The sequence below is a fragment of the Bacillus sp. SD088 genome, from assembly GCF_017355205.1.
GTDB lineage: Bacteria > Bacillota > Bacilli > Bacillales > Bacillaceae_C > Lederbergia.
On the sequence record NZ_JADIJK010000019.1, the window covers coordinates 85,509 to 102,180 of the forward strand.

Sequence of the window (16,672 nt, forward strand, 5' to 3'; positions counted from 1 at the left end):
ACGAGCAAAAAAGCTGACTGGCTAAGATCAGCTTTTTTCTTTACTTCTCGCTAACTTTTCCCGATCTTTAATTCCCGGTGGTTGTTCTAGCCAGTTGTGTGTAATCATAATATCTGCTCCGCTTTTAGCTAGCTTGGCGATTTCTAACGATAGTCGTTCATAATTCACCGCTAAATCACTTCGTTGGCTTGCCGCCGCGGCAGTCGCATAGTTACCTATCCCAGAAGAAGTGATTAGGGACATATGAAACATGATCAATTTATCAGAAAATGTTTGGGTGATCGAATCACCTACACCGACATCTGGTACCTGTGGCGCTTCGATATGATCTTTCAAAAGCGTATCCACAAAAATTTTAATATGTTTTTGTGAAATTTCTTTTCCGCGTAACATAAAATCCTGAACATCTTTTGATGGGGAAGTTTGGGCAAAAGCCAGGCATAACTTAACGCCCATCGAGTTTGTCAATATATTCATATACAAATGAGAAATTTCAACCGCGTTTAATGGACGTTTTTCGCTAAAAGGGTTTAACCCACTTAAATACTTTTTACTGTCTACATAATCTGTCTGTTTTGGAACTTCAATATAAGGATGACGACCGTTTAACCCTTTTAAAAGAGCAATTTTGAGCGATTGATTATAAAGATGATTGGTCTCAGCTAAGCTTTGAGAAAAATAATGACAGATATCTTCCCGATAACTCATTGAAACAAAACCACTGTATGCTAACATACCCACTTTTGCCATATGATTCACATAGGTTAAACAAAACATGTCTGTAAAAAGCCATGGAGCGTTCATATTTACATCTTGTTCCGTAAATCCGATCGGAATGGCGTATTGTTCGTTTTCAAAAATAGACACTAATTGCTCCAGATGATTTCTTGAAATATCATAAGCATATTGAATGACCGTTTTGATATCAGGGTCCTCAATATTCTTAAGCATAAAACCTAAAATAGTCTCAGACATGCTATCATTCATATAACCTGTCCAGAGGGAAGCGATTTCACTTGACGTTAGATGTATCTTTTTTTCGTTCATTATGATAGAACCCTCCTCATTCATTTATGTAAGTTTATTGTGCCCAGTAGCTTTGAGATTAGCCACATACTATACAAGTGTTATTAGATTAAGCAGCTGTTGAATCCATTATGCAGTCTAGGACCAAAAATTTCTGAAATCGTTAATTAAGAGTATTCGGAGATTTAATGTAAAAAACTGTGTAGTTGGAGTGCATACGGCTCTTATTTAGCAAGGTTTCCACGCCAAAGCTAAGAAATGAATTGCAAATGGGATGATCCTTCATTAAGGAGCTACAACCAGTTTTTATGCAATTGACATTCTATCCATATATTACAGGTTAAAATCTCTACTCCTTCCACGTATAATATACGTAAGGAGGGGAAACAGAATTGACTATTATATTAATATTAATATTCATAGCTTTAAGTCTTTTCTTATTTATAGGCAATAAGAATACCCGATCAGTTGTCATTAATTACATTGATATAGATTGTGAAAAAGGTTCAAAGAAAAGCGAAGAGCCATTAAGGATATTGCGTATTTCTGATATGCATCTTGAAAACATTTCAATATCACCAGAACAACTATATGAGAAACTCAAAATGCAGCCGATTGAATTAATCGCTTTAACCGGTGATTTTATGGATAAAGAGCGGAGTATCCCAAAGCTTTTGCCATATTTGCAAGTTTTAAATAAACTAAAGCCTGTTTATGGAATCTATGCTGTATTTGGCAATCATGATTATGTTTTGCGGAAAGATGATCTAAATCAATTAAAAAACGTGTTGGTAAATAATGGAATAAGAATTTTGCAAAATGAAAACGATAGGATTGATATAGATGGAGTTCCATTAAATATTATTGGTATTGATGATTTTAGTACTAAGAGAAGTAATTTAATGGAATCCTATAATGGCTTGGATAAAGGATATAATCTGATCATTACGCATGATCCAAATGTTGTTTTATCAATGCATGACTACCATTTTGATTATTTGCTGTCCGGTCATTTTCATGGTGGCCAAATTCATTGGCCAAAGCCATATCATCTGGTAAAAATGGGCAAACTGGTAAAGATGAATATGGTGAAAGGTTTACACAGTTATGAAGAAAAACGATTTTATATAAGCGAGGGGCTTGGACAAACCGGCGTAAATATCAGGATAGGCAGCCGTCCGGAAATAACCGTTCATAATGTCCATTTGCCTCATTCAATAGATGTTATAAAAGCTGGATAAATCGTATCTCGGCTTTTACTGAGGTGTTTCGACATAGGAGCAGTCTATTAGAGGGAAAGGAGGGGGACCAATAAACTGCTAGGTTTATTCATTTTAAAATAGTATCGGTGTCTTGAATCTTTCTTCTAAGAAGATTTTATTAGGTAAATTTTGGCTGGACTAGCTGGATTCGAACCAACGATCACGGAGTCAAAGTCCGTTGCCTTACCGCTTGGCTATAGTCCAACAAATCCCCTTTAAAGGGGAGAAGGATTATTGATAACGATTTTGTTGATTTTGTTGCTTTGAACTTTGTTGTATTTGAGCTGTAGCTTGTGCTTGCTGAATTTGTTGTTAAGCCTGTTGAAGCTGCTGTTGAGCAGCTTCAACAGCCTGGTTTGTCTTACCTTACCACTGTTATTATGATCACAACATTAAGGTTTATTCATACTAGTAGAAAAGGTTTTTTGACAGGGGTCTTGGTACCCTTATTGCCATTGAGAATTCCAATTCTACGCAATGAATTATTGTCTATAGAACGCATACTGTTGGCATGTCCTAAATGTTCTGATACTTATTGTTGATATTGATTGCTCAATTTACCGATTATTTCTATATTAAATGGTCCCAGTTATTTGCTTATGGGGGGCCCATGAAAACCGAAAAAGTACAATCCTTTAATTAATTAGGTTACTTTCTAACGTTTTATTTTCATTTCCAACTATGGAAGCACTACTATATTTTTGAAAAAGCGTGTCTTTTGACATGAATAAATACATAGGTTCAGGAAGTCCTTGATTTAATTGGTTGTTAGTAGACAGAAAATAAATCGGCAGGAGAGCCGTCTGCTTAAATTTTTTATAGGCAGGGCTTATTATGGAATGAGGTTCGAATCCCAATCTCTTACAACCTTTATAAAGTGTAGTAATCCCAATTAAACCTTTAATTTCATCCTTATGCTTACTCACTTGAACGTAATCAACGACAGCCGGGAGTGAATCCTTCACTCTGGAATAAACGATTTTAGCTTTTCTTAATTCATTTTTATAATGCATAATTTCAGATAATAATTTTGCATTTTGCAAATGAACTTTTACAAGGATGTCATTCTTACGGATCTCTGTCCCATCAGTTAAAACAATATTTTTGCCTTGATATCTGGTTAATCTCACTCGTATAATGGTTTCTTTGCCGCATTTCTTCTTAATATATTGTAATCGTGTGAAATGGAAGTAGACTGGATCTATCATTTTCCATCCGGCAATGCAAAGTTGTCTGATTCTTTTCATTCCAATTCTCCTTAGATAATGATTTATAGAAGCTATTTTATTTTGATTAAAAACGCTAACAAATATTATTGGAAAAAAAGGGGAGGAGGATAATATCACTTATATTTCGCAAACTAATCCGAAAGGGGGGGTTTCCATGCACAAAATATTATTTTTACCATTTCTGCAAATTCCTTCAGGCCATCATCATGTTGCAGATAGTATAAAGTTACAATTAGAACAATTTAATGACGATTTTCATTGTGAAAAAATCGATATTTTATCATACGGTTACGGCAACATTGAAAATTTTATCTCCTCCATTTATTTGCAATGGATCCATAAGCTGCCAAAAATGTATAGCACAATTTATCAGCTAGCTGCAGTGAAGCATTCGAACCTAAATAAACGATTTCAAACCTATGAAATTTTGTTTATGAACGTATTTAGACATTTATTACAAGACAAAAAACCAAATTTAGTTATTTGCACTCATGCTCTACCTTCTTACTTGGTTGCTCGCCTAAAAAAGTTGCAACTTTGGACAGGGATCATTATTAATGTTTATACTGATTACTTTATTAATAACCTATGGGGAATCGAAGAAATTGATTATCACTTCGTACCGAGCAAGAGAATTAAGGACCAACTTGTAGTTCATGGAGTAAATCCAAGGAATATCTTTATCACTGGTATCCCAGTTCATCCACTGTTCAAACAAAAAAGTCAAACGCTAAAAAAAGAGCAGCAATTTTCAGCTCTGCTTAGTGGAGGAAATATGGGAGCAGGATCGATTTTCCAGTTACTTAACCGGTTAATGCCAGCAGGGAAGGTTTTATACAGAGTACTATGCGGAAAAAATGATAAGTTGCTTCAGCATATCAGAAACTTGAACCATCCCCTAATACAGCCGATTCCCTATATACATTCAAAAGAAGAGATGAATCGATTATATGATTTAACTGATATAATCATTACAAAACCAGGTGGAGTAACAATTAGCGAAGGCTTGACCAAAAAAATCCCAATTATTATATATGATGTTTTACCTGGACAAGAAGAACAAAATTTAAACTTTTTAATAAACGAGGGTTTGGTTTATCATTTAGATAAGTGGAAGACACAAGAAAAAATTGAAGAAGAAATATTGACCGTATTACAATCTAAGAAGCAAGAGATGATAAACAGGATTCATCATTATATGACGGAAATTGAACTGGAGGACCCAGTGCCTTTTATCACCAAGATTTTAGGAGGTAGGTTTTAAGAGCATCAGTTCTATCTTAAGGCGATAAAAAAGTCTCTTTGTGAAAGTGTGAAAGGCGTTGCATAAAAAATCCTCTTTTTCACCAGCCAATTTGACCAATCAAATAACGCATTTTCCAATATTATATGTATTAAGGTCGGCCGGCTTTAATATATATATAGGAGGTGCGATGAGTATATGTCTTATTATGAAGATGATTTTTTTGGTGGAGAAAGAGACAGACGGAGACGCGAAAGATTAGTCTGTAGGTGTAGAGAAGTACGGGATTGGGATGATTGTGACCGTGATCGAGACCGTGATCGGGACCGTGATCGTGATCGCGAGAGATTCATTTGTCGTTGTAGAGAACAACGCCGTCGACGTGATGATTGGTAGGTAGCACCTCCCCTTAAGCCCCTTTCAAATGAGAGGGGCCTTTTCAAGATGAAAAAACAGCCCTCACATTGTGGGGGCTATAACTAGTCGCTTTTCCATAAGAAAATAGTCAGGTATTAATCAATCCTCTTCTTATAGACCTCTCAAATCATCCTTTACAATAAATCATTATTATAATTTGAATTGTTACTACCTGCTTGTTTTTGTTCGTTATTTGTCCCATTTTGTAAGTTAGTTGCCTGTTGAACACCTAGGTTATTTGTTTCGTTTTGTAAGTTAGTCGCCTGTTGAACACCTAGGTTACTTGTTCCGTTTTGTAAGTTAGTTGCCTGCTGAGCACCTTGGTTAATTGTCCCACTTTGTAAGTTAGTTGCTAATTGTTGAACACCTTGGTTATTTGTCATGTTTTTAAAGGATTGCATTAATTGTTTGACTTGTGGATTATTCATTGCATTAGAAATGTTTTGTTGCCAACGTTGAAAAGATCCATTTTGGATGCCTCTTGTAACACCGTATATAGCCGCACCAGTTGCACCTACAGCAAGTAAAGAAGACATTATACCTCCACGTTTATTCATCAGAATCACACCTTTGAATTATTTTAGTCCCCAAAAAATGACCAACACTTATAGATTTTAATAAATTCATTAAAATTATACTGAAACAAATTTCCATTCTGAATGAGTACACTTTAAAAATTAGGATATGCTATTTATGAAAAAGAGAAATCAGGAAAGGAGAATTAAAATGAAAAATAAGAAATATTTTCTTGGGCTTCTATCAGCAATTTTTTCTTTTGGTTTATTATTTGGATGTAATGGTGTTGATGAAAATGAACCAGATCCAACAGAAGAGCCATCAGAGCAACAACAAGATAATAACAATAATGAGTAATAAAAGAACTGTATAAGAGCTGATTACACCAAGAACCCCTTCATTTTTGAGGTGACCCCTAAAAGTTAGAGTTTTATATTAAGCAGCTAATTGGCTGGTATGAATCCGATATTGAACAGGACTCATGCCTGCCAATTTTTGCTTTATACGTTTGGTATTATAATACTTTATATAAGCTTCAATCTTCTTCTTTAAATCTTCGAACGAGCACAGTTCCTCACCATAATACATTTCTTGTTTTAATAAACTGAAAAAGTTCTCCATTGGTGAATTATCTATACAATTACCTTTCCGTGACATACTCTGGAATATTTTGTTTTCCTTAAGTGCTTTTACCCATTTATTATGCTGATAATGCCATCCTTGGTCCGAATGAATCGTTGTTCTGTACTTAAAATCTTTTACGATTTCGAGAGCTTCCTCGAGTGGTTTAAGAACTAGTTCTAGGGTTGGACGTGTACTTATACCATATGAAAGAATTTCGCTATTAAACATATCCATGATTGGGTTCAGATATAGTTTTACACCGTCTAAACACTTGAATTCTGTTATATCAGTAGTTAACTTTTGATGACATACATTTGTGTGAAACGTCGATTAATACGGTTCTTCGCAATGGTCCCCACAGTCCCTTTGTAAGAACTATACTTACGTGATTTTCTTATGAACTTATCCCCTTTGAGGCCACGTTTTTTCATGATACGTTGAACCTTTTTGTGATTGATTTTATGTCCTCGGTTTTTCAATTCCAAGTGGATACGACGATAACCATAATTGCCATTGTTCTCCTCAAAGATAGAGAAAATACATGCTTCTAGTTCCTGATCGGGATTCTCCTTCTTTGTCATTTTTATATGATAATGATAAGAGGATTCTGGTATACCAACTACCCGCAGGACATCCTTTAATCGGAACGTTTCTTTGAGTTCGAATGATAACGCTGCTTGTGCTTTTCGAGATAGACGTCCGGATTCATCTGAAAAGCTCGTAACTTTTTTAAGTATTCTACCTCTAAACGAAGAAGCTCATTTTCTCGTTCCAATTGTTGTTCATATGTCATTTCTTTTTCAACTGAGTGCTTGTTCTTTCCGTTCTTAGCTTTATCAGACATAGGTGGCCGTCCTTTCAATCGATCCAGAGCTTCAGCACCACCAGCTAAAAATGTTTTCTTCCAGGCAATTATCATAGGAGGATTTGTTAGCCCAAATTGAAGGGCTGTTTCTGTTACTGAAGACCCTGTTCTTTTCATAAAGCTTAATACATCCAGCCTGAATTGAACAGAATAAGTTTTATTCTGTTTCTTCTTTATGATCCCTTCCGTTCCGAATTTCTCATAATTTTTTACCCAGTTAATAATCTGCTTATGCGACTTCACGCCATGTTTCTTAGCCAAACGTTGATATCCAAGTTTTCCTTCTTGATATTCTCGAACTACAATCATCTTAAATTCATCACTATATTTAGCCATAAATAAACACCCCAAAAGGTAGATTTTCAACTCTAACTTTTGGGGTGCATCACATTTGCCGGGGTTTTTGTGCCCGCGCGCATGGGCAGATGAAAATAGTGGGTACAGTCAGGCCTTTGTTGTATTACCTTTGGAGTACAACCGAAACTGAGGCATCGACGTAAACTAAGCAAGGATGTTATAGGAATATATCGCACGCCGACATTTTAACATATATTCAATTATCGTTTAATAATGTACTGTTAAAGTAAATTTTTTAAAGTTCATTCTCGGAATGAAAAAGTTACAATGTGTCATAATAATTCTGTGGGCATTAAGAGGGCGGAGCTCTCCAAAAAGGTCAATAAACTGACTTTTTTGGAGGCTCGCCTTTTTTTAAAAAGATAAGAAAGTATAAAGTTTTTCTTAAATTGCTTCAAGGCTGGGCAGTTGTTGTCCAGCTCTAGGCGCCATCGGCTCGAGGCCAAATAACCTGAGCCAATGAAAGGCAAAGAACGCCTTTCTTTGTCTCAGAACATTTGCTTGTCGCCGATAGGCGGGCGCCTTACGCTTTTCTTGTAGATCCAATATAAATAGGGTGTTTCCCGTGGGGCGATTGTCAAGCCTCCTCCGCCTTGTGGACCCTCTCAAGCTATATTAATTGCTATTAGGAGGGATCCTGAACTCGACAGTTGTGAAAAGCTGTTATCAGCCATTTTCTCTCCTTTTTCACCAGAACATTCGTACTGATTGAATCTCTATCTCCTGAATCTTGAACGGGATCAGGAAGTTTCGCTGCTGCCTCCCCATGAACAATGGCTACATCTGAGGTAACAAAACGAGGTTGTAACTCCTTTGTAGAAAAATAATCTTGTAAATGTTAAGAAGCTTCTCTTTTCTTATAATACTTAGTGTCGAAAAGCAGTGGAGAGAAAAGATTGATATGCACCTTTTAAGGTAGACAGATAAAAAAATAGGATAACCTCTATTGGCGATAGTTTAATTTCAAGGGAATAGGTAGAAGCCCACCCTTAAGACAATGACGGGGTGTAGCATAGTATTGTTGATTAGCAAATAAAAAGGAGCTGTTTCCGCATTGGAGAATAAGGATGGGTGTAAGAACTGTGAAGGCTACTTTTGGATAGGTGAACTTTCAGTGCTACCAAAAGATTGGTGTTGCTCAAGGGAAAAATATTGCCCGTTATGTTATCCTAAAATCACTTTATCTTGACTATGAAGTTTAAATCTTGCACGGGATCAATATGGATTAGTTCCATTTGAAGTAATTATTAAAGAGTTAAGAAAAATCCTCATTTTCACAGATAGTCTGACCAATCAAGTAGAACATTTTTAAAGTTTATATGTATTAAGGTCGGTCGGCTTTAATATAATATATATAAGGCGCGGTGAGATATGTGTAATTATGCTGACGATTTTTTAGATGGGGAAGAAAGGCGTGAAAGGCGAGACTGCGCAGGTTAATTTGCGAATGTCATGAAATGAGACATGGACATGAAAGAGAACAGCGAAGGCGCTTTGAATGCCATTGCCAGGAAGAACATCGTCAACATGATGATTGATAGTTAGCACCTCCTTGTATTAGCCCTTCTAAATTAGAGGGGCTTTTTCATTGAAATTATCAAAAGGTCTATAAGAGGATGTTCAAAAAGTCCGGTAAAAATGACACTTCGAGATAAAGGATCTTCGACTAAGTACCGACACGTCCTGTGTCGAACGTCGAAGTCACCACATCCTGTGGAAGTTCGTTGGCTTGCCTTTCTGCTGCTCAAGGCTTCACCGCCTCGAACTTTCGACGTACAGGATGTACTAGTGTCGGCGTTGCTGACAGGACGTCAGCGTCTTTAGCCGACTTGGTCCTTTTTATCCTTGAACACGCACTATAAAAATCTAAGTAGTTCGGATAATGTGGAGAAAAGCTAAATCACAGTTTATTATGCATTAGTATAGTTCCATGGACACATCTTAGTTAAGTGATAAAATAACAACTAGGAGATACGTATTAATTCCCCATGATTCCATCATTCGATAACTTCTGAGGATGCCCCGATCAGACATGACCCATAGTGTCATATGAAGCGCTTCCGGATTATTAGCTACATAGTCCCCAAAATTGTCATGTGCTCCAGCGGCCTGTGGCATTTCTGTACGCGGCTCAGGCTGGTAGGCATGAATCACATCCGGAAATTTCATCGGATCGCTATTAATTAATATAGGCATCGCAATCGTTGTTAGATCGTAATTTCCTTCTTCTGTATAAAACTTAACACCCAAACAACGTAAGTCCCTGGCAGTATCCTTTGAACCCTTACTACCTTGGATAGTGGAAAATCGGACAAATACGGATGTTTTTTTCCCAGCTTCTTGTAAAAATCCAGCTTTTGTCAAATGTTGCAAAGATCGGTAACATTCAAATTCTCTAGCATGGACCTTTCTTTCTGGAATCTCCTCATGAACAAAATGCGTCATTTTTTCAAATTAATGGACATCCTCTAGTAATCCAGGTCCGCGTTCACCGGCTGTTAAAATTTCCTCATCGTTGGATACTTTTTTCCCTTGATTTGTTGTCATTGGCTTTCCGGTATTTTGAACACGGAACTCACCCATCTCTTGATTTTTTAGATTTTTATGATGTCTTTCTTTGTTTTCGGAAGATGAATTCTTATCCATAAAGGTCACCATCTTTCCATTTATTTATTCCATCTCGCTTACAATGTATATGTTAACGCTATATTTAATATTCTCATATTTCATGTAATTGAAACGAAATAATGTACATCAATGAGTCAGAACCGTACGCATCCTTACCTATCCAGTTAATATTACACTGGCTGTACTGCCGATAAATACACCAGTCAAGATAATTGTCGTACGCGATAAATACCTCCAGTGTCAATAGATTTTTCATTTGGCAAATATGGATAACAATGAATGAGAAGCTTTTTTCAAAATGAATGGATTTTAAAACTAGAGGAAAGATAAGGCTGTGCAAGTTGTGAAAGCAAAATTGAATGGGGAGGCTATAATGGGAATCTTAAGTGGAAATCCAAAGAATGAACCGATGCACTATGGAGAAGTATTTGGTATATGGTCTTTTTTAGTTGAGGCAAAAGGAATGATTGCTTGTTACCAAACACATTTAAATCATACCGGAGATACCGATCTTCATGAATTACTCGAAGAAGCCCTTAAGCAAAAAGAACAAGAGGTTAAACAAATTGAAACATTATTAAAAGAAAATGGTGTTGGTTTACCCCCAACTCCACCAGAGCGGCCTAAGGCAAATCTTGAAAGTATTCCAGTGGGTGCACGTTTTATGGATCAAGAGATTGCTGCATCATTAGCGGCGGATGTGGCTGCTGGTTTGGTGGCATGCAGTACGATCATAGGAGAATCCATCCGAGAAGATATTGCCATGATGTTTGGACAAATGCATACACAAAAAGCAGCATTCGGTGCAAAAGTTCTTCGTTTGAACAAGGATAAGGGATGGTTGGTTGCTCCACCTCTTCATCAGTCACCAGCTGATTGTTAAAGGAAAGGGGCTCCCGTAATAGGGGGCCCTATTCATTTTAATCATTGATGGCGATCTATTTCCCTAAAATAATAATAAATTCGTAATGGACCCGCAACCAATCTCATAGAAAGACAGGGGAGAAACTTTGATCACCAAACTATTGCCTTATTCATATGGATAAATGAGTAAAATTTTGAATGAGGAGGATATAAAATAATGTATGGAAATTTCCACCAGTACCAGACCCCAATGACGAGACAAAGAGTTTCTCAGCAACAAGCACAGGAAATCGCCTTGAAGCGTGTACCTGGGCAAATTGTCCATGTCGATATGGATATGGAACATGGTGTATTAGTGTATGAAATATTTATTATGGATGCGCAAAATCGGATTTTTGAAGTGGAAGTGGTTGCAAAATCAGGTAAGATTTTAAAAGTTGAAGAGGAAGATGATCTAGATTAGGTTCTTTGGATTTTAATCAAAGGAAACAACGCTTGGAAAAAGTCCAAGCGTTGTCCTTATGAATAAAAGGAGTATACTTGTGATATAGTCATAAACTTTTATAAGAATGTTGAGAGGAGATATTGATAACGAAAAGAGGAAAGTTTCGGATGAGATGGTCTATCACTTCTTAAAAATGGGAAAGGTCGCTCATGTGGCAACCGTTGGGGAGGATGGTTTTTTATATGTGATTCCGCTCGTATATGTGTATGAACAAGGAACAAAGTTATATCTACATATCGGAAACATAAGAGAAAGTCACTTTTGGACTAATATCAAGCATGACCCACGTGTTTGCATTGAAGTTAGTGAAATGGGCGATGTTCATCGGGGTAAAAAATATGCCTGTCAATCCGCATTGGTTTACCATAGTGTAGTCGTATTTGGAACAATTACTCATATAAAACAAGAAGTCAAAAAGAATGGTTTTTTTGACCGTCTTATGGAAAAATACGGAGATCCTGAATGGGAATTTGCGAAGGGGTAGCTATCTCCAAAATAGAGCTATTTGAAGTGGAGATTGAAAAGATTACGGGAAAATTAAGTGAAGGCATAAGGCATTAACAAATAGAAGGAAAAGTGAAAAGATCATGGAGTAAAAATTGATACGAAGAATAGACCAGGCTGGGACATAACTAAAACGTTAAGCTCCAAAGACGAACAATGTATTACCTTAGCGAAGGAAATATACATAGACTCCTGCAGGAAATGAGAGTTCGGCAAGATCCAGGAGGGCGAAGCTTCGCTGTGGGGTCTTCAGCTGATGCTATTCCCGCAGGCGTGTCGCCATTTTTGGCGATTTTCTTAGCGTTTGAAAAAGAAGGAGGGATTGTTTTGTTTCATTTCATTTCTCCCTTCTTTTTTCGTTTCTGAAGACTTATTGGACAGCTCCATTTTTAGTGGGATTACTTTTTTTCTTTTTATGTCTATCTCTATATTCTCTAATTTTTATTTTTGTGTTTCTAACTGTTTCTTCATTTAATTAGTCAATTTTCGATGCGATATATTCAAATAATAAAATTACTTTTATAGAGTTGCTTTGTTTTCCGTAATAATAGTCTGCTCCGTGTAAGATAGCATGCCTGCTTATACTTGAATTTATTTCCTTTCCATGTTGAAAATAAACTAGAACATACTTTTTATAGTATTCGTGGGTTCGATATCAAAATTATAAATTTTCTCTACTTCATTCTGCATTAATAATTCCTTTAACAAAATATTTAACACATCACCATTCACTTTTCCTTTTATGCTGAAAGCATTAATCAATACTCCTTCTAGTTGTGAAAGCGCGGCGGGAATTGATACGTAATACATGCCTTGATTATGTGACATAATGATATTTCTTAATATAGGTAGTCTTTTTTTGAGCATTACATTTTTTTCCCATTGATTTGATATATCTGAAATTAATTCACTATTATAGTATTCACACATGAATTCATCTATGTTATCCAAAAGAGAAACTTTATCTTCTCGATAAGCTTGTGCAATAGCCCTTACTATACCTATATCCATATCTTCATGTGGAGGATATCCTAGATCAACAATTGCTGTTTTAAATAGCTTTAAATCTTCCTCTGTTTCACTGATACCTTCTCTCAGTTTTTCCATTGACTTTGTGAAAGTGGGAAAATCAAAGTGTTGCTGAAAATTGAATTTGTTTTGATTTGTTACCTCTATATTCTTTTATAACTCTTTACCATTTCTTCAAGAGGTTTTCTTATTTTCCCGAATTGTTCTTCTAATACCTTCCTTGTACGAATAATCCTGTGAAAATTTAAATAAATCATCCATATTTTTCACCTTCTATTTACTGTTTTCTTTATCCTCAGTACTTTTATATAAATCTTCTATATTGCAATCCAGCAAAGCCGCATGCCTTATCCATAGTTGGATAGGTTTTTCCAACACTCCAATTTGACAAAGTATTCGCACTTACTCCCAATTGTTTTTGAATATATTCACGCTTATATTTGGATGATCTCAACAACACAATACAAGCACAACACATTGATGTCTCAGGGTTGAAGTGGCTAAGTTACACCCTGGCCAGCAGTGTGAAATATTATTGCTTCACTAATCGAAAAAAGAGTTGTCAACAATTCGTCAACAACTCAATTTTGGAGCTGGAATTCGAGAAAGAAAAGACCCTCGAAACGTTGATGTCTCAAGGGTTTTGGTTATGGAGCATAGCGGGTTCGAACCGCTGACCTTTACACTGCCAGTGTAACGCTCTCCCAGCTGAGCTAATGCCCCAATTTTGTAACTCCACTATTTATTATAGTAACTTTTACAAAAAAAGCAAGTCTCTAACTGACAATTTCAATCGCGTCCACATCTTTCATTTTAGCGATTGTGTAATAGATATCTGTAACAGGGCGTTTGCCATTAACTCTAGTCTTTAATTCAAGCATATGCATAGAGCTGTCTTTGATATCTTTAATTCGTATATGGGTGACAGAAATTTTCTCTGCTTGAACTTTTTCAACAATTTTCTCTAGGCTTTCCTGTTGAGAGACTGTAATTTTTATGATTAAGTCTCTTTTGGTTAAACTTTTAGGCCCCATTTTGACGATTGCAAAAGGAATAAGTTCTACACTAATAATAAGAAGGATCACACCTACAACAGCTTCGACATAGAATCCAGCCCCCACTGCAATTCCAATTCCAGCAGCTCCCCACACCATCGCAGCAGTTGTTAAACCAGAAATATGGTCATTACCCCTTCTTAAGATTACGCCAGCTCCTAAGAAACCGATACCTGATACAATTTGTGCTGCTAAACGAAGAGGATCCATTCGGATCATAATATCATCTCTGCCAGGAAGTACGTAAGCTGATTCAATAGAAACGATCGTTAATAAGCAACTAATGATTGAAATCACGAGACTAGTTTTCAATCCAAGCGGTTTGCTCTTAAGTTCCCTTTCTAACCCGATCACTAAACCAAGCAAAGCAGATATGACTAACTTAATTAATAGTTCTGAGTCCACAAAGTCGAACAAATAAATCTCTCCTCTATTTTTTCTAAAATGGCATATAACGTTTTCATTATAAAATGATATTATCATATTTATATAATGAAAAAGCAAGTGATAGAAAATATATGTATATTTAGCAGAATAAGAAGGGAAAGGTGCCTGCTACCTTCGACAAGCAAATGTTCTGGCCAAAGAAAGGCGTTCTTTTTCTTTGGCCCTGGTTGTTAAGCAGAACATCGGCTAAGTTCACGACGTCCTGTTGCTTCGCGTCTGCACTAGTATGTCCTATAATATGTTGCAACGTCGATGGCACTATCAACGGAATCATTATGCAACATACCCATAAGTTATTTCCTAATCAGTGAAAAATGAATCTCCATCTCCTTATAAAATTGAGATGGAGATTTTAATCTGCAGTGATGCTATTCAATCAATGAAAAGATAGGTTAATCCAGAAAAGACAAATGCCATGATAGACGAAAAGATAAAGGTTCCGCCATAGACCTTTTCTTCTGCATTTGATATTCGCAATGCTTCAACATAAGAAAAAGAAAATAAATATACTGCTGTAATAATTGCCGTATAGAGACCGATAGATGGTAGCATCATTTCACCTACTAAAATGGATTGCTAATATATATGTAGATAGGTTGATAAATATGTATAAGGTTTTAGGCCATATAATGGGAATAATTATAGTAGGGAAAGCAATGCATTTATTTTAAATAATAAAAAAGCCTAAATTGAAATATTAAATGCAACACTTTATGTGAAACCACTGTATAAGGTTTTTATGTCAATTTGTTGGTTGTGTGGCCTAGGCCACACAACCAACAAATTGCGCGAAAATTCCCTCTGGCGTCTCGTAATGTAAAATTTTCCGGGGGAATGTATTCATCCAATTGGCAACCTCTGCAATGTGCTGGTCGGAGTATGCATGAATCGGTTGACCTTTCTTTATAAAGCGTCTGAGCAGCCCATTATGACGCTCATTCGTCCCTCTTTCCCAAGATGCATATGGATGCGCAAAATAAACATCTATTCCCATTCCTTTTCCTTGCTCGCTAAGTTCACTAAACTCGGTTCCGTTATCAACTGTTATACTTTTAAACGTTTGTTGAACATTCGAGTACTCTTGAAATTCCCTTGTAAAGCATCACTTATCGCTGGTGCACTCTTACTTGATATACGTTGGACAATGGCCTTACGCGTCTTTCTTTCTATAAGAGTTAGGAGTGCTTGATCTTTAGATTTGTGGACAAGTACGGTATCGATTTCCCAATGACCAAACTCCTTACGCGTTTCAATGGATTCCGGTCTTTCTTCGATACTAGTACCAAGGTTTTTCTTATTATTTCTGGATGTTGAAGACTTTGTGTTTCGACGTAGTTTCAAAACTAAATCCATATTCTTCACTTTAACATCGCCGTGATCAATCCAGTTATATAGAGTTTTCGGGCAAAGGACGGAATCGAATTCATTTTGCTTTTTTGCGTGCCCCACTACACATCAGGGGACCAATCGTCTTTCAGTATTTTTTCTTCGGCATATAAAATGAATTTTCAAGAAACCATTAAGATGGTTGGAGCACCCCAGTTTTTCCGATTCTCTTCGTATACATGTGCACCAACATCCGGGAAATATTTCTTGTAAGCTTGGAGATTCGTATCAAGTTGTTCAACTGTGTCTCGTTTTCGTTCATGTGATATTGTACTATGATCACACCCTATTTTCTTTGCGATATCCCTTAAAGACAGTCCTTGTTCCAAGTATGCAGCTATTTGGCCTCTTTCGAATTCTATTAAATGTGTATAGCTTCGTTTTTCGTGTTAGAATGAGAGTGAGTCATCGTGATTTACCTCCGTATGTTTATGGTTTTGGTCAACTCTAACTATACGTGGTTTCACGATGGCTTTCTATTTATTTAGCTGTTGCATTTCAATTTACAATGAAGCATAATAAAAAACATAAAGTTTTTTATAGAAATAGGTTGCATGTTAAAAATATCCATGGTATAGTATAAAACGTCCTTAAGAGAACAAGTGAAACAAAGAAAGGACAACCTTCGAAAAAAAGATTAAAAAACTCTTGACTTCGAAAAATAAAGATGTTATATTAATAGGGTCGCTGTCGAAGCGATGGACAAGAATTTGAC

The 16,672-nt window shown here is 36.3% G+C and carries 17 protein-coding genes, 2 tRNA genes and 2 pseudogenes; 7 read left to right on the top strand and 14 right to left on the bottom strand.

Features of this window, described 5'->3' with window-relative positions; translation table 11 throughout:
• Nucleotides 1-27: 27 nt before the first annotated feature.
• Nucleotides 28-1,047, bottom strand: coding sequence for a DUF3231 family protein (locus tag IPU53_RS16750; RefSeq protein ID WP_207452156.1), 1,020 nt, complete (start codon nt 1,045-1,047; stop codon nt 28-30).
• Between the two features lie 371 nt (nt 1,048-1,418).
• On the opposite strand from IPU53_RS16750, the gene IPU53_RS16755 reads away from it, so the two are divergent.
• Nucleotides 1,419-2,267, top strand: a complete 849-nt coding sequence (locus IPU53_RS16755) for a metallophosphoesterase (protein WP_242698360.1) — start codon at nt 1,419-1,421, stop codon at nt 2,265-2,267.
• 151 nt (nt 2,268-2,418) lie between these two features.
• On the opposite strand, the gene IPU53_RS16760 is transcribed toward IPU53_RS16755, so the two are convergent.
• Nucleotides 2,419-2,492: transfer RNA gene (locus IPU53_RS16760), tRNA-Gln, on the bottom strand.
• 431 nt (nt 2,493-2,923) lie between these two features.
• The gene (locus IPU53_RS16765; RefSeq protein WP_207452157.1) at nt 2,924-3,535 is read right to left on the bottom strand and encodes a YkoP family protein; all 612 of its coding nucleotides are present in this window, start codon (nt 3,533-3,535) and stop codon (nt 2,924-2,926) included.
• Between the two features lie 136 nt (nt 3,536-3,671).
• Between IPU53_RS16765 and IPU53_RS16770 the strand changes: the two genes are divergently transcribed.
• Together IPU53_RS16770 and IPU53_RS16775 are read left to right on the top strand one after the other, a co-directional pair.
• Entirely contained in the window at nt 3,672-4,781 is a 1,110-nt protein-coding gene (locus IPU53_RS16770) for an MGDG synthase family glycosyltransferase (RefSeq protein WP_207452158.1), read from the top strand.
• 177 nt (nt 4,782-4,958) lie between these two features.
• On the top strand, nt 4,959-5,156 hold the full coding sequence (locus tag IPU53_RS16775) for a hypothetical protein (RefSeq protein ID WP_207452159.1): 198 nt from the start codon (nt 4,959-4,961) through the stop codon (nt 5,154-5,156).
• 155 nt (nt 5,157-5,311) lie between these two features.
• On the opposite strand, the gene IPU53_RS16780 is transcribed toward IPU53_RS16775, so the two are convergent.
• Nucleotides 5,312-5,734, bottom strand: a complete 423-nt coding sequence (locus tag IPU53_RS16780; protein WP_207452160.1) for a hypothetical protein — start codon at nt 5,732-5,734, stop codon at nt 5,312-5,314.
• 169 nt (nt 5,735-5,903) lie between these two features.
• Here IPU53_RS16780 and IPU53_RS16785 point away from each other — a divergent pair, with 169 nt between their 5' ends.
• Entirely contained in the window at nt 5,904-6,050 is a 147-nt protein-coding gene (locus IPU53_RS16785; RefSeq protein WP_207452161.1) for a hypothetical protein, read from the top strand.
• A 78-nt stretch (nt 6,051-6,128) separates the two neighbouring features.
• Here the strand turns inward: IPU53_RS16785 and IPU53_RS16790 are convergent.
• The 5 genes and pseudogenes from IPU53_RS16790 to IPU53_RS25475 form a co-directional block, all read right to left on the bottom strand.
• Nucleotides 6,129-6,629: pseudogene (locus IPU53_RS16790) on the bottom strand (IS3 family transposase); the annotation flags it as partial.
• On the bottom strand, nt 6,611-6,898 hold the full coding sequence (locus IPU53_RS25675; RefSeq protein WP_207452162.1) for an IS3 family transposase: 288 nt from the start codon (nt 6,896-6,898) through the stop codon (nt 6,611-6,613). The pseudogene IPU53_RS16790 and the gene IPU53_RS25675, both read right to left, overlap by 19 nt.
• 56 nt (nt 6,899-6,954) lie before the next feature.
• Nucleotides 6,955-7,518: a helix-turn-helix domain-containing protein gene (locus IPU53_RS16800; RefSeq protein ID WP_207452163.1), complete on the bottom strand. Its 564-nt coding sequence runs from the start codon at nt 7,516-7,518 to the stop codon at nt 6,955-6,957.
• Between the two features lie 1,962 nt (nt 7,519-9,480).
• Nucleotides 9,481-9,984: a catalase gene (locus tag IPU53_RS16805; RefSeq protein ID WP_313886511.1), complete on the bottom strand. Its 504-nt coding sequence runs from the start codon at nt 9,982-9,984 to the stop codon at nt 9,481-9,483.
• Nucleotides 9,985-9,993: 9 nt separating this feature from the next.
• Entirely contained in the window at nt 9,994-10,185 is a 192-nt protein-coding gene (locus IPU53_RS25475; RefSeq protein ID WP_313886512.1) for a hypothetical protein, read from the bottom strand.
• A 355-nt stretch (nt 10,186-10,540) separates the two neighbouring features.
• On the opposite strand from IPU53_RS25475, the gene IPU53_RS16810 reads away from it, so the two are divergent.
• From IPU53_RS16810 to IPU53_RS16820, 3 genes are all read left to right on the top strand, one after another.
• On the top strand, nt 10,541-11,050 hold the full coding sequence (locus tag IPU53_RS16810; protein WP_207452164.1) for a DUF3231 family protein: 510 nt from the start codon (nt 10,541-10,543) through the stop codon (nt 11,048-11,050).
• A 198-nt stretch (nt 11,051-11,248) separates the two neighbouring features.
• Nucleotides 11,249-11,494, top strand: a complete 246-nt coding sequence (locus tag IPU53_RS16815) for a PepSY domain-containing protein (RefSeq protein WP_207452165.1) — start codon at nt 11,249-11,251, stop codon at nt 11,492-11,494.
• A gap of 154 nt (nt 11,495-11,648) precedes the next feature.
• Entirely contained in the window at nt 11,649-12,020 is a 372-nt protein-coding gene (locus tag IPU53_RS16820) for a pyridoxamine 5'-phosphate oxidase family protein (protein ID WP_242698361.1), read from the top strand.
• A gap of 638 nt (nt 12,021-12,658) precedes the next feature.
• Here the strand turns inward: IPU53_RS16820 and IPU53_RS16825 are convergent.
• From IPU53_RS16825 to IPU53_RS16845, 5 genes and pseudogenes are all read right to left on the bottom strand, one after another.
• The gene (locus tag IPU53_RS16825; RefSeq protein ID WP_207452166.1) at nt 12,659-13,147 is read right to left on the bottom strand and encodes a hypothetical protein; all 489 of its coding nucleotides are present in this window, start codon (nt 13,145-13,147) and stop codon (nt 12,659-12,661) included.
• Between the two features lie 572 nt (nt 13,148-13,719).
• A tRNA-Ala gene (locus IPU53_RS16830) sits at nt 13,720-13,792 on the bottom strand.
• Between the two features lie 53 nt (nt 13,793-13,845).
• The gene (locus IPU53_RS16835; protein ID WP_242698362.1) at nt 13,846-14,541 is read right to left on the bottom strand and encodes an MgtC/SapB family protein; all 696 of its coding nucleotides are present in this window, start codon (nt 14,539-14,541) and stop codon (nt 13,846-13,848) included.
• Between the two features lie 402 nt (nt 14,542-14,943).
• A complete protein-coding gene (locus IPU53_RS16840) occupies nt 14,944-15,126 on the bottom strand; it encodes a hypothetical protein (RefSeq protein ID WP_242698363.1) in 183 nt (60 codons plus the stop codon).
• Nucleotides 15,127-15,334: 208 nt separating this feature from the next.
• Nucleotides 15,335-16,319: pseudogene (locus IPU53_RS16845) on the bottom strand (IS30 family transposase).
• Between the last annotated feature and the right edge of the window lie 353 nt (nt 16,320-16,672).

What these genes read in the sequence shown, in the direction of transcription:
- IPU53_RS16780 (WP_207452160.1), bottom strand. Translation starts at nt 5,734, where the DNA reads ATGAATAAACGTGGAGGTATAATGTCTTCTTTACTTGCTGTAGGTGCA.
- IPU53_RS16765 (WP_207452157.1), bottom strand. Translation starts at nt 3,535, where the DNA reads ATGAAAAGAATCAGACAACTTTGCATTGCCGGATGGAAAATGATAGAT.
- IPU53_RS16775 (WP_207452159.1), top strand. Translation starts at nt 4,959, where the DNA reads ATGTCTTATTATGAAGATGATTTTTTTGGTGGAGAAAGAGACAGACGG.
- IPU53_RS25475 (WP_313886512.1), bottom strand. Translation starts at nt 10,185, where the DNA reads ATGGATAAGAATTCATCTTCCGAAAACAAAGAAAGACATCATAAAAAT.
- IPU53_RS16820 (WP_242698361.1), top strand. Translation starts at nt 11,649, where the DNA reads ATGGTCTATCACTTCTTAAAAATGGGAAAGGTCGCTCATGTGGCAACC.
- IPU53_RS16810 (WP_207452164.1), top strand. Translation starts at nt 10,541, where the DNA reads ATGGGAATCTTAAGTGGAAATCCAAAGAATGAACCGATGCACTATGGA.
- IPU53_RS25675 (WP_207452162.1), bottom strand. Translation starts at nt 6,898, where the DNA reads ATGACAAAGAAGGAGAATCCCGATCAGGAACTAGAAGCATGTATTTTC.
- IPU53_RS16800 (WP_207452163.1), bottom strand. Translation starts at nt 7,518, where the DNA reads ATGGCTAAATATAGTGATGAATTTAAGATGATTGTAGTTCGAGAATAT.
- IPU53_RS16840 (WP_242698363.1), bottom strand. Translation starts at nt 15,126, where the DNA reads ATGATGCTACCATCTATCGGTCTCTATACGGCAATTATTACAGCAGTA.
- IPU53_RS16785 (WP_207452161.1), top strand. Translation starts at nt 5,904, where the DNA reads ATGAAAAATAAGAAATATTTTCTTGGGCTTCTATCAGCAATTTTTTCT.
- IPU53_RS16805 (WP_313886511.1), bottom strand. Translation starts at nt 9,984, where the DNA reads ATGACGCATTTTGTTCATGAGGAGATTCCAGAAAGAAAGGTCCATGCT.
- IPU53_RS16815 (WP_207452165.1), top strand. Translation starts at nt 11,249, where the DNA reads ATGTATGGAAATTTCCACCAGTACCAGACCCCAATGACGAGACAAAGA.
- IPU53_RS16750 (WP_207452156.1), bottom strand. Translation starts at nt 1,047, where the DNA reads ATGAACGAAAAAAAGATACATCTAACGTCAAGTGAAATCGCTTCCCTC.
- IPU53_RS16770 (WP_207452158.1), top strand. Translation starts at nt 3,672, where the DNA reads ATGCACAAAATATTATTTTTACCATTTCTGCAAATTCCTTCAGGCCAT.
- IPU53_RS16825 (WP_207452166.1), bottom strand. Translation starts at nt 13,147, where the DNA reads ATGGAAAAACTGAGAGAAGGTATCAGTGAAACAGAGGAAGATTTAAAG.